The sequence below is a fragment of the Glaciimonas sp. GG7 genome (genome assembly GCF_052976905.1).
The window spans coordinates 1-12,503 of the sequence record NZ_JBRIIQ010000113.1; the positions used below are offsets into that span (position 1 = coordinate 1).

Below are 12,503 nucleotides of genomic sequence, written 5' to 3' on the forward strand. Positions count from 1 at the left end.
CAGGCTGATGACATGTTTGAGCGAAGCGAGTTGGTCATCAGACCCGGCTGGCGGCTGGAAAATGTGGGAACCGCGCAGCGGCGGCGGTACCTGCGGTCGCCTTTTTTTGGTGTCTTTTTTTGGTGAAGCAAAAAAAAGTGACCGGCTGTCGGGCCGCCCCCGACAAGCCTCCACGAAGCACAACCCGTTTCAATGACCAGCAACCAAAAACCGCACGCCCCCCTCCCACTTCCACTCCAAAAAACTACACATTAATCAGATATTCATTTTGATTCCAAGCTTCAGCTAGTTTACGCAAGAAGCCCAGACGTGATTATGAAAGTATGAAGAAAGATAGTGATCCAACGCGATCATTAACACACTATAAAAATACAATAAACACACGGAGACGACACATGAAAAAATTAATCGCCGCAATTGCCATCCTGGCCCCAATTGGCGTAGCGCTAGCTGACTCCAACGTTACCGTCTACGGCAATATTGATGCCGCCATCGTGGACGTTAGCACCAGCGGCGGGACAACCAAGCCAGCCGGTTCAGTTGCAGGGGTATCAGCCCACACTATTCGTGAGGACTCTGGCGTCGGACCAGGCAGCCGGTTCGGCTTTAAAGGCAGCGAAGACCTGGGTGGTGGGCTGGGTGCAAATTTCGTGCTTGAAGGCGGATTTGGTGCCGATACAGGCGCCAGCCAACAAGGCGGTGTTTTGTTCGGTCGTCAATCTTATGTCGGTATGTTTGGCCCCGACTGGACGGTGTCAATGGGCCGTCAATACGCGCCGATAGATGTGATTTTTGCGATGATTGATCCATCGTATGGCTTGTATTTCGGTAATGCGACAACCGCCGTCAACCATGCGGTATACCCAACCATTGGCGCAACTGCCAGCAGCGGTACCTGGCAATCGACATCGCGGGTCAATAATTCGCTGTTGGGAACCTATAAAACATCCGGCTTCACATTCAAGCTCATGCTGGCCGCCGGCGATGAAAATACCCGTGGTACGGGGCAATTGATTAACCCTGGTGTGACTTATGATAATGGTCCGTTGTCTTTGAGCCTGTCAGCGACACGCTTGCGTCAAGCGGTAGACAGTATTATTGCGACGGCCAAGCCTGAGTGGCTGAGCGAACAAATCGTCGGTGGTTCTTATGCTTTTAGTGTCGCTAAAGTGTTTGCAGGTGCGTATCAATTTAACGGTCCAAGTAACTTCGCTAATTTGAGCCCGGCGGCGACCGTTGGTAGCCCGACCGCTTCATCATCGGCTTTCACCTGGAGCAAGCAGCAGGCATTCTGGTTGGGCGCACGTATTCCGGTCGGTACAGGGACGTTTATCCCGTCGATTACCCGGATCGATTACCTGCATAACAATTCGCCGGACGGTAAAGGAACAACACTCGGTTTAACGTATGAGTATCCGTTCTCGAAGTTCACCGTGTTGTATGCCAACTATGGCCAGACGACGAATAATGCGTATGCAAATGGTCCGTTGGTATCGACTGTTACGAGCGTGAGCGGTGCCAGTGCAATCGCTTATGGCTCTACTTTACGTGCCGTTGCATTGGGTATGCGTCACTCGTTTTAATGTGTAATTTGAAGGTATAAAAAACGGCACGCGATGCGGATTAATATCCCTTCGTGTGCCGTTTTGCATGGACTCGGTCTACAAGAGCGCTGCCGAACGTATCTCGGCATCCTCCACAATCATCCCATTCTCAAGCTTGATACAGCGATTGGCCAGATGAAAATAACGGTCGTCGTGTGTGATCGCCAACACCGCTTTGCCGCGTGCAGCCAGCTCTGGCAACAATTCCTGATAGAACACTGCCTTGAACATCGGGTCCTGATCGGCGGCCCATTCATCAAATAAATAAAACGGTCGGTCCTCCAGATAGGCGACGACTAACGCGAGTCTTTTGCGTTGCCCCTGCGACAGTTCCCGCGTAGAAAAAGCACCGTTGACAATCTTCACTTTGTGATCCAGATGCAGCTTCACCAGCAGCGCATTGGCGCGTGCGTCGAGATCGTCCATGCCGCCGCGTGTCGGTGAGCTGATGCCGAGTAGCGATTCAAATAAATGGAAGTCTGAAAATACCGCCGAGAACAGTTGGCGATATTGGACGCGGTTAGTGTCGTTGATCGCTTGTCCGTCGACTTGTACGTCAGCGCCTTCCGGGCTGTACAGGCCGACTAACAGTTTGGCGAGCGTGGTTTTTCCGCTGCCGTTGCCGCCGACTAAAAAGACTAATTCGCCGGGTTTGAAAGCCAGATCAATCGGTCCGAATTGAAATACGCCGTCTTCTTTTTCCCGATAGTAGCGATGCGTGAGGCCTTTGATGGTCAGTTGTCGGAAGCGCTCGAATGGGATTGGGTTGGCTTCGTTTTCTACCTCTTGCAGCTCCATCAACACGTTTTCGATCCGATTGAGCGAGACGCGTGCGGCGTTCAGTGTGGGAAGGTTGTTGAGCAGGCCATCCAAGGGGATCAGCATGAAGAGAAACACGATGACATAGCCAGCCAGCACTTTGAAGTCGACCACGGCAAATGCAGAGGGCAAAAAAGCTGGCATAAAAATCACCACGCCGAGAAACACATAAAACAAAAACAAAATCCAGCCGACCCCGATGGCGTAAGACTCGAACGCTTTGGTGCGGTGATGGCGCACGGCGTCGATCTGGGGATTGAGCGACGCATGCATAAAGCTGCGCGCCCGTTCGCGGTGGAGTTTTAATTCCTTGGCACCGGCAAACAGCGCATTGAAGTAGCCGAACAGTTTGTCCTGCGCAGCGCCTGCGGCTTCTAACGCACGGATGGCACGGGCGTCGCCCAGTCGATAGCCGAGCGAGCCGATGACCACGACCGCGCTTGCCAGCGCAAATACGGGCCAGGATAGCCACGCCAGATAGGCCAGGCAACCGGCGACGATGGAGCCGTGCATGAGCAGATTGGGGAGGGCAAAGAACAACATGGAGACGTTGGTGGCGTCTTCGGTGACGATGGATTGGGCACGCGCCGGTCCTAAGGTTTCGACGTCACGAAAGGAGGCGCTGGCGACGCGTTGAGAAATATGCTCGCGCATCTTGCTCATTGTGCCTTGACTGAGTCGGGCAAACAGTACCCCGCCAACAATGCGACTGATCAACGTCAAGATAGCTAATCCGGCGAAGCGCCAGGCCAGGCCGATCAGCGCCTCGGGCGAGGCTGTCAGGGCGTGGTTGATGAGGGCGATGAGCGAGACACTGGAGAGTCCGTTGACGACGCAGGCGATGAGCGCAATCGTCAGCGTCCAGCGGGTTCGGTAGAGGAGTGACAACAATAGCCGGGTGGCCGGTCGGATTTTTTGGGGTGGGGGAGTCTTCATTGTCTTTGCAAAATGTTCATAAAGGTGGCGTCATTTGTTGCGTCGGTATTGGCTTCGCTACTGACTTCGCTACTGACTTCGCTACTGACTTATTAAGCAGACGATTGAGCGCACTGAATCATCAGTGCTTAAAGATTCGCATGGTCGTTCGTCATTCATCAGAGGCTGCGATTGTCACGGCTATAGATGAGAACAACGATGAATGCAAGCGATGCTAAAAGTGAATTCCCTGATGCGTCCGTAAGACCGGGCGGTGAATCTCCACTATCAACGTTTCCTGGCGCAGTTGAGCAAGCGGATATTGCGCGATGGAACATTGCCGCGGCCATGCCGCTTGCCCCTTTTGTTCCTATCCATGTTGCGTTAGCGGCGCAGTGGCAAGCCTGCGATATCGCGCTCAGTCAGGGCGAGCGCAGGCTGAGTTGGGGCGAGTTTGAACTGCGCGCCAACCGGTTAGCGCATGCGTTGATTGCCAGTGGCGTCGGTGCGGAGGTACGGGTTGGTATCAGTATTGAACGCTCGCCCGAGATGATGATTGGCTTGCTGGCGATTCTTAAAAGCGGCGGGACGTTTGTGCCGCTGGACCCCGGTTATCTGGCAGAGCGGCTGGCTTTTATGGTGGCTGATGCGGGTGTGCAGCGTTTGGTGACGCAGCGGGAGCTGGCTGGGCGCTTGCCTGAGTTGACCACGTTGTATGTGGACGATGATCGTGCAGATCTGAGCGATCTTGCGCCCGATGTGGTGATTCATCCGGCGCAAAGCGCTTATCTGATTTATACCTCCGGTTCTACTGGTCAGCCGAAAGGGGTGACCGTTGAGCACGGTCCGCTGGCGCGTCATTGTCAGGCAATCGGTGAGCGTTATCGGATGCGTGCAACCGATCGAGTGCTGCATTTTGCATCGATCAATTTTGATCTGGCGCATGAATATTGGTTGATGCCGTTGCTGTTTGGCGCACGATTGATCATTACCGATCCGGTCTTGTGGAGTCCGGTCCAAACCTGCAACCAGATGGCGCGCCACGGTGTCACGGTGGCGGCGTTTCCGCCGAGTTATCTGGTGCAATTGGCTGAAGCTGCGCAAGCCTGCCCGGTCAAGTTGCGGGTGCTGGCGTTTGGTGGGGAGGCGCTCTCCTGTGAGCACTTTGACATGGTGCGCCGGGTCTTTGCTCCGGCGACGCTGATCAATGGTTATGGGCCGACTGAAACGGTGATCTCACCGATGTTGTGGATCACCGATGCCGACACCGATCCGGCGCAATGGCAGGACAACGCGTATCTGCCGATTGGTACACCCGTGGGCGCTCGCTCGGTATATGTGTTGGATGCGGCGCTCAATGCGTTGCCGCTGGGCGTGGCGGGCGAATTGTATGTAGGTGGCCCGTTGTTGGCGCGGGGTTATCACGCCCGGGCCGCGATGACGGCGGAGCGTTTTATCCCCGATCCATTCAGTGCAGGCGGTCGCTTGTATCGCACCGGCGACCGCGCGCGCTGGCGTGCGGACGGTAGCGTGGATTATCTGGGGCGTCTGGATCATCAGGTTAAATTGCGCGGTTTGCGCATTGAGCCGGGTGAGATCGAGGCGCAATTATTGGCCTGTGCCGGCGTGCGTGAAGCGGCGGTGCTGGTGCAGGGTGAGGGCGCGGATGCGCAATTGGTGGCGTATCTGGTGGCCGATGGCGTTGATCTGCTGCTCCTTAAGCAGCAACTAGGGCAACGCTTGCCGCACTACATGGTGCCGTCGCAATGGCTGGTGTTGGCGCAGATGCCGGTGACGGCCAACGGCAAATTGGATCGTCGCGCATTGCCTGTGCCGACATCGGAAGGACAGGGCGATGAGGTCTATCGCGCCCCGCAAAGTTCAACTGAAATCACATTGGCGGCGATCTGGGCGGAAGTGTTGAAACTGGAGCGCGTTGGCCTCGATGATCACTTTTTTGCACTGGGCGGGCATTCTTTGCTGGCCACGCAAGCGACCGCATTGATACGCGAACGGCTGCTGATCGACGTGCCGTTAACCACCTTTTTTGATACCCCCGTACTTGCTGCAATGGCGGAAATTCTCGCCCGTGGTGCAGCGGCGGCACGCCAGACGGAAGCGGATGATTTATCCGATATGCATGCCTTGTTATTAGCTTTGGAGAATTAATTAATGTCCCTTAATCCCTACGAATCCTACGATCAACATGACAGTAGTAAGCACGACATTGCCCGGCGCTTTATGGCGCTGCCGCTTGCTGCGCGTAAAACATTTCTGCAAGCGCTGGCGCAAAAGGGTGTCGATTTTTCTCGGTTACCGATTGTGCATGCGCCGCAGGATGGCGCTGTGCCGTTATCGTTTGCGCAGCAGCGGTTGTGGTTTTTCGATCAAATGTCGCCCGGGAATACGGCCTTTCATATTCCTGCAATGCTGGCGCTGACGGGGCAGTTGGATCGTGCGGCCCTGCAAGCTAGTCTGGATGCATTGGTGGCGCGTCACGCCGAATTACGGACGACCTTTTCGGCTGGCAACGAAGGGCAGGCTGAGCAGGTCGTTCATCCACCTGCGCCAGTGCTGATCGCTGAGACTGATTTGTCCGCGCTTGCACCGGCTCAGCGATTCAGGCAGGCAGAGCGTCTGGCCGAGGAGGCGACATTGCAGCCCTTCGATCTGACGACCGGTCCGTTGTTGCGCGTGCAGTTGCTGCGCTTGACAGAGACCGAGCATCGCTTGCTGTTGATCCAGCATCACATTATTTCGGACGGCTGGTCGGTGGCCTTGTTGCTGCGCGAATTGGCAATTTGTTATCGGGCTTTTTGTGCCGGTGAAAATCCTGTTTTGCCTGCATTGGCGATTCAATATTCGGATTATGCACTCTGGCAGCGGCACTGGTTAGAGGCGGGAGAGCGTGAGCGCCAGCTTGATTGGTGGCGTGGCACGTTGGGCGACGAACATCCATTATTGGCCTTGCCGACTGATCGGCCACGACCGGCGGATCGTGACATGCATGGTGATCGCCATCCCTTTGTGCTTGGCCCGGGGCTTTCTGCCGACTTGCATGCGCTGGCGCAGCGGCGCGGGGTGACTTTGTTCATGCTGTTGCTGGCGGCGTTTCAGTTAATGCTGGGGCGGCTGAGCGGGCAGGCTGATATTCGGGTGGGCGTCTCGATTGCCGGTCGCACACGGCGTGAAACGGAGGGCGTGGCGGGGTTGTTTGTCAATATTCAGGTGATGCGGGCGACGCTGGATGGGGCGCAGCGCTTTGAGGATTTTCTGGAGCAGGTAAAGGCCGCAGCGCTGGGTGCGCAGGGGCATCAGGATTTGCCGTTTGATATGTTGGTGGACGGCTTGCAGGTGGAGCGCAGTCTTAGTCACAATCCGTTGGTGCAGGTGAAATTTACGCAGCAGATTGCAGTTCCGCAGACGGTCCTCTTGCCGGGACTGACGATGCAACTGATGCCTTTGCCGGATTACGCGGCCCGCTTCGATTTGTCGTTGGATGTGACCGATACAGCGCAAGGCATAGAGGCCGTATTGAGCTATGCCACCGCATTGTTTGACGTAGCGCGGGTGGCTGGTTTTGCTGAGGCTTATACGGATTTGTTGAGCGAGATTGTGGCCGCGCCGGACATGCCTTTGGCGGGACTCGGTTTGCCGACGCGGCAGGCGGATTTTTCGCTATGCGGCGAGGCGTTGGCGATGGATGGATTGAATGTCCTCGATGCATGGGCGCAGAGCGTTGCCATGCATCCCGATGCAGCGGCGCTGCAGTATGAAGATGCATTTGAAGATGAATTAACAACGCACAACCCGCATTGCATCAGCTTTGCGGAACTCGATGCTGCCTCGAACCGCCTGGCCCGTTATCTGCAGGCGCAGGGCGTCGGCGCTGAGCAGCGCGTGGCAGTGTGCGCGGCGCGTTCGCCCGAATTTGTGCTGGGTTTGCTGGCCGTCTTAAAGGCCGGTGGCGCTTACCTCCCGATTGATCCTACGCTGCCATCAGAGCGCATCGCTTTTTTATTGGCCGATGCCAAGGTGCAGTGCGCGCTTGGCGATGTCGATGGTGTGATCGCGCTTGATGCTACCGGGACGGCGGCGATTGCGCTTGCCGATGATGGCGTCTGGTCAGACTGCGATGCTGCGCCATTGCGCTGTCGGCCCGATCCGCTTGCCGCTGCTTATTTAATCTATACCTCCGGCTCGACCGGACGGCCTAAAGGCGTCGTGGTCAGTCATGGCGCGTTGGCCGATTATGTGTGCGGCATGCTGTCGCGCCTTGCGTTGGCACCTGATGCGAGTATGGCGATGGTGTCTACCGTGGTCGCTGATCTGGGGCATACCGTGCTGTTCGGGGCGCTCTGCTCGGGGCGCTTGCTGCATCTGATTTCTGCGGACCGTGCGACCGATCCCGACTACTTTGCCGCGTATATGAAAACGCATCAGGTCGGTGTGCTAAAGATCGTTGCCAGCCATTTGCAAGGCCTGCTGCAAGCGGCAAATCCAGCCGATGTATTGCCGCGTCACGCCTTGATTTTGGGTGGCGAAGCGCTGCCTTGGGGTTTGTGCGAGACGGTGCATGAATGGCGTCCGGACTGCCGGGTGATGAATCATTATGGGCCGACTGAGGCGACGGTGGGGGTGTTGACGAATGAAGTGTTTTTCTCAAATTCCTGCTATGAAAATGGAGTGAATGTTCCAATTGGTGCGCCATTGCCGAACGCGCAATCCTGGGTGCTGGATCTGGATCTGAATCCTGTGCCGTTGGGGAGTGTTGGGGAGCTCTATCTGGGTGGTCCTGGCCTGGCGCGCGGCTATGCCGGGCAGGCTGGATTGACTGCGGAGCGTTTTGTGCCGCTTCCGTTTGCTGATGGCGCTGGTGGTGAGCGGCTGTACCGTTCTGGCGATCGGGTGCGCTTGCTGCCCGGTGGGGTGTTTGAGTTTCTTGGCAGGGTGGACGATCAAGTCAAAATTCGCGGTTATCGGATCGAGTTATCCGAGGTTGCGCAGGCGTTGCGGGTGTTGCCCGAGGTGGCTGCTGCGGAGGTGGTTGCTGCCGCTGTTGGCGGTGATGTAAGTCGCCATCAATTGGTGGGCTATCTGGTTCCGGTGGTGGGCAGGGTGCTCGATATTGTGGCGATCAAGGCGCTGTTGGCGCGCCGTTTGCCGGATTACATGGTGCCAACGCATTTGCTGGTGCTTGAGCGCATGCCGTACACGACGAATGGCAAGCTTGACCGTAAGGCGTTGCCTGCTATCGGGGAAGTGGGGCGCGTTGTGACTGATGTGGTCATGTCTGCTAACGAGTGTGTGCTGGCGGAGATTTGGAGGCTGGTGTTGGGGGTGTCTACGGTTGGTCTGAACGATAACTTTTTTGCCCTCGGCGGGGACTCTATTCTGAGTCTGCAAATCATTGCGCGTGCGCGTAAGCAGGGGCTGAAGTTGACGCCGAAGCAGTTATTTGAGCATCAAACCGTCGCTGCGTTGGCGCGGGTGGCGACAGTGCTGGTGTTGCCGACAACTGTTGCGCCGCCTGCGGTTGCTGCGGCTTTGCCGGGAGATGGTGTGATCTGCCTTACGCCGGTGCAGGAACATTTTTTTACCTTGGATATAGGCAATCGCCATCACTGGAATCAGGCGCTGCGCTTTACAGTCGCCGAGCCGCTCGATCCGGTGTTGTTGCGGCGGGCGCTGGTTGCGGTGGTGAGGCTGCATGCGGCCCTGCGCTGCCGTTATGAGCGTGCGCCGGATGGTGATTGGCAGGCGCGGATGGCGGCTGATGATGCGGTCAGCGATGCGCTGTGGTTGCATAGTGTTGTTGATGATGCGGGGCTTGATGCGCTATGTGACAAGGCGCAAAAAAGTTTGAGTATTCGTTCAGGTAGATTGTTGTGTACGGTGCTGGCCCAGCATCCTGATGGTGCGCAAACGGTCTTTATGGCGATCCATCATTTGGCGGTGGATGGGGTGTCGTGGCGCATTCTGCTCGATGATATCGGGACTGCTTATCGGCAACTGGCAGACGGTCGCGCGCTTGATTTACCTGTGCCAGAGAGTACCGGTGCTGCCTGGGCTGGGCGTCTGGCGGACTATGCATACAGCGATGCGTTGGCGGTGGAATTGCCTTATTGGCTGCGGCTTGCAGACTACTCTGGTGCTGTATTGCCGCAGGATATGCAGGGAGCAAGCAGCCGGGTAGCGGACGCCGGGCAGGTTGTGCTGACGCTGGACCGTGACCTGACGCGACGATTATTAAAGGATGCTCCGGCGGCTTATCGCACTCACGTGAATGATCTTTTGTTGACGGCGCTGGCACGGGTTGTGGGCCGTTTTAGCGGGACATCTGAAGTGTTGGTTGAATTGGAAGGACATGGGCGGGAGGCGTTGTTTGAGGAGATTGATTTGTCGCGCACCGTGGGGTGGTTTGCCAGCCACTTTCCGGTGTTGTTGGCAGGGGGAGCTGATGATGCTGGTGCGGCCATTTGTGCGGTCAAGGAAACCTTACGCGGCGTGCCGAATAAGGGGATCGGTTTTGGTGTGCTGAAAAGTCTGGCTAGTCCCGCAGTACGCACACAGATTGCCGCCTTGCCGATACCACGGGTGACCTTTAATTATCTTGGGCAATTTGATGCCAGCGCCGATGACGATGCTTTGCTGCGTCCGCTATTTGGTCAGTCCGGGGCGGAGCGCGATGGCAGTGGGCCGTTATCTAACTGGCTGGCAATTCATGGTCAGGTAGCGGCTGGCGAATTGTCGCTGACCTGGGTTTTTAGCCGTGAAATGTATCGACCTGAGACGATGCAGCGCTTAGCTGAGGCTTATCGGGTCGAACTGACGGCGTTGATCGACCATTGTTGCGCGGCGGTATCCGGTGGCGTCACGCCATCGGACTTTCCGTTGGCGGCCTTGAACGCCGCTGAGGTGATGCGTTTGCCAGCAGCGGCGCGGGAAGTTGAGGATATTTATCCGGCCACGCCGTTGCAGCAAGGTCTGCTATTTCACGCCTTGTATGCGCCGCAAGAAGTGTCTTACGTCAATCAATTGTCGATGACGCTGACCGACCCGGATGCCGATCGTCTGGCTGCTGCCTGGCAGGCGGCGTTGGATAAGCACGCTATTTTGCGCACCGGGTTTTGGCATGACGGGGTGGCAAAGCCGCAGCAAATCGTCCATCGCGCTGCCCGTCTGGTGATGGCGCGTGAGGACTGGCGTGGTAAAAACGATCAAACGGCGGCGCTGGTTGCGCTGTGTACGTCCGAGCATCGGCAACCATTTGATTTGACGCATCCGCCCTTGATGCGGCTGGCGCTGGTGCGCTTGACGGAGAGTCAGTATCGACTGATCTGGACGCGCCATCATTTATTGCTCGATGGCTGGAGTACGGCGCGGCTGTGGGCGGAGGTGCTGCAACATTATGCGCATGCACCTGTGTCACCCGCCAGCCGGTCAAGCTACCGCGACTACATTGCGTGGCTGACCGGACAGGATATCGCCGCAAGTCGGGGTTTCTGGGAGCGCTGCCTTGCGGGAGTGGATACGCCGACGCTGTTGGCGGGGGCATTTTCTGAGCATGCAGCCAATGCAGCTACCGGCTACGGCACGCTAACGTTGGCGTGGAGTTGTGCCGATACCGCACGCTTGCAACATTTTGCGCGCGATACCCGCGTGACATTCAATACCCTGATGCAAGGCGCGTGGAGTTTGCTGCTGCAACATTACACGGGCAAGTCCAGCGTGGTGTTTGGCACGACCGTGGCTGGTCGTCCCGCTGATCTGGTGGATGTGGAGCAGGTATTGGGCTTGTTTATCAATACGCTGCCGGTGGTGGCGACGCCGCAGTCGGGGCTGTCGGTCGAGGCTTGGTTGCGGGTGTTGCAGGCCGATAATCTGGCGCTGCGTGAGCATGAACACACGCCGTTGTTCGAAATCCAGCGCTGGGCCGGATCGGGTGGTCAGGCGTTGTTCGATAGTTTGATCGTGTTTGAAAATTATCCGGTTGCGCGTGAATGGTCGGAGCAGGATGAGAATTCGCTGCGCTTTAGTGAGCTTGTCAATGTCGAGGCGACGACTTATGCACTCACGTTGGTGGTCAATAATGCCGAAACACTGTCGGTTGATTATGGCTTTGATCGTGCCTTGTTGGATGCGGATGCCGTCCGGCAAGTACATGCGCATTTTGTGATGCTGATTAATGAGCTGGCGCAAGATGGGCAGCGTCCTTTGGGGCGGGTGTTGATGCCGTCGCAACTGGAGCAGCGCGAACTGACTTTGACGGCGGTGAGTGCGACTAATGTTGATGCTCGGGCCGACGCTATTGCCAGTGATAGCGATGCGCCGATGACGCAGACGGAGCAAAAAATTGCGGCCATCTGGGGCGATGTGCTTGGGGTGGCCGCGATTGGCCGCAGCGATAATTTCTTTGCGCTGGGCGGACATTCGCTACTGGCGATGCAGGTGATGTCGCGTTTGAGGTCGGAGTTTCAGATCAGTGTTCCGCTGCGCCGCTTGTTTGACGTGGCGACGTTGGCGGGCTTTGCTCAGACAGTGGAGCAGGCTGGCGATAAGGCATTGAATGCAAGCAAGCTCGATGCGCTGGACGCGTTATTGGGTGAAATGGAGGGCCTATGAAGTCGACTGAAAGGCCACCTGAAACGCCGCCTGCAGCGCCAACAAATGCCATCAGTGAAGATCGCATGCTGGCGCTTGCACGCCGTTTTGCGGAGTTGACAGCGGCGCAGCGTACGCTGTTCTTGCAGCGCTTAGAAGGGGAAAATATTGACTTCAATTTATTGCCGATTCCTTCGCGTCATGCTCCACATAAGGCTGACGCAGCCGAGGGTGCGCTGCCAGCTTCTTACGCGCAGGTGCGTCTTTGGTTTTTGTGGCGACTGGAACCGGACAACCCGACCTACAATCTGGCCGGTCGGCTAAGGCTGACGGGAGAGATCAATCATGCAGCGCTGGCGGCGAGTGTGAATGCGCTGGTTGCGCGCCATGAATCGCTGCGCACGACATTTAGCGCAGGTCCTGATGGTGCTGCGCTGCAGAAAGTGCATCCACCTGCGCCGTTGATCATTACCTGGCGTGATTGCCGTGCTATGAGCGCGGCCCAGTTGTCATCGATTCGTGCTCGATGAACCGGGCGCTTAGAGAAGCTATCACCGACTG

6 protein-coding genes are annotated in these 12,503 nt (G+C 56.9%); 5 read left to right on the plus strand and 1 reads right to left on the minus strand.

Features of this window, described 5'->3' with window-relative positions; translation table 11 throughout:
* Positions 1-196 (plus strand): hypothetical protein (locus ACVBEF_RS18370; protein WP_447125370.1); only part of this gene is annotated, 196 nt, incomplete at its 5' end.
* A gap of 199 nt (positions 197-395) precedes the next feature.
* Positions 396-1,583, plus strand: a complete 1,188-nt coding sequence (locus ACVBEF_RS18375; protein WP_447125371.1) for a porin — start codon at positions 396-398, stop codon at positions 1,581-1,583.
* A 78-nt stretch (positions 1,584-1,661) separates the two neighbouring features.
* On the opposite strand, the gene ACVBEF_RS18380 is transcribed toward ACVBEF_RS18375, so the two are convergent.
* Positions 1,662-3,359 carry a cyclic peptide export ABC transporter gene (locus ACVBEF_RS18380; RefSeq protein ID WP_447125372.1) on the minus strand — a complete coding sequence of 566 codons (1,698 nt, stop codon included), beginning with the start codon at positions 3,357-3,359 and terminating at the stop codon, positions 1,662-1,664.
* Between the two features lie 198 nt (positions 3,360-3,557).
* Between ACVBEF_RS18380 and ACVBEF_RS18385 the strand changes: the two genes are divergently transcribed.
* The 3 genes from ACVBEF_RS18385 to ACVBEF_RS18395 are packed head-to-tail and all read left to right on the plus strand — an operon-like array spanning position 3,558 to position 12,472.
* A complete protein-coding gene (locus tag ACVBEF_RS18385; protein ID WP_447125373.1) occupies positions 3,558-5,507 on the plus strand; it encodes an amino acid adenylation domain-containing protein in 1,950 nt (649 codons plus the stop codon).
* A gap of 3 nt (positions 5,508-5,510) precedes the next feature.
* Complete coding sequence (locus tag ACVBEF_RS18390) at positions 5,511-11,963, plus strand: amino acid adenylation domain-containing protein (RefSeq protein WP_447125374.1); 6,453 nt, start codon at positions 5,511-5,513, stop codon at positions 11,961-11,963.
* Positions 11,960-12,472, plus strand: coding sequence for a condensation domain-containing protein (locus tag ACVBEF_RS18395; protein WP_447125375.1), 513 nt, complete (start codon positions 11,960-11,962; stop codon positions 12,470-12,472). The genes ACVBEF_RS18390 and ACVBEF_RS18395 overlap by 4 nt, the downstream gene beginning before the upstream one ends.
* Positions 12,473-12,503 lie beyond the last annotated feature (31 nt).

Excerpts from the sequence above, each read along its gene's own strand:
- ACVBEF_RS18385 (WP_447125373.1), top strand. The coding sequence starts at position 3,558 with ATGAATGCAAGCGATGCTAAAAGTGAATTCCCTGATGCGTCCGTAAGA.
- ACVBEF_RS18390 (WP_447125374.1), top strand. The coding sequence starts at position 5,511 with ATGTCCCTTAATCCCTACGAATCCTACGATCAACATGACAGTAGTAAG.
- ACVBEF_RS18395 (WP_447125375.1), top strand. The coding sequence starts at position 11,960 with ATGAAGTCGACTGAAAGGCCACCTGAAACGCCGCCTGCAGCGCCAACA.
- ACVBEF_RS18380 (WP_447125372.1), bottom strand. The coding sequence starts at position 3,359 with ATGAAGACTCCCCCACCCCAAAAAATCCGACCGGCCACCCGGCTATTG.
- ACVBEF_RS18375 (WP_447125371.1), top strand. The coding sequence starts at position 396 with ATGAAAAAATTAATCGCCGCAATTGCCATCCTGGCCCCAATTGGCGTA.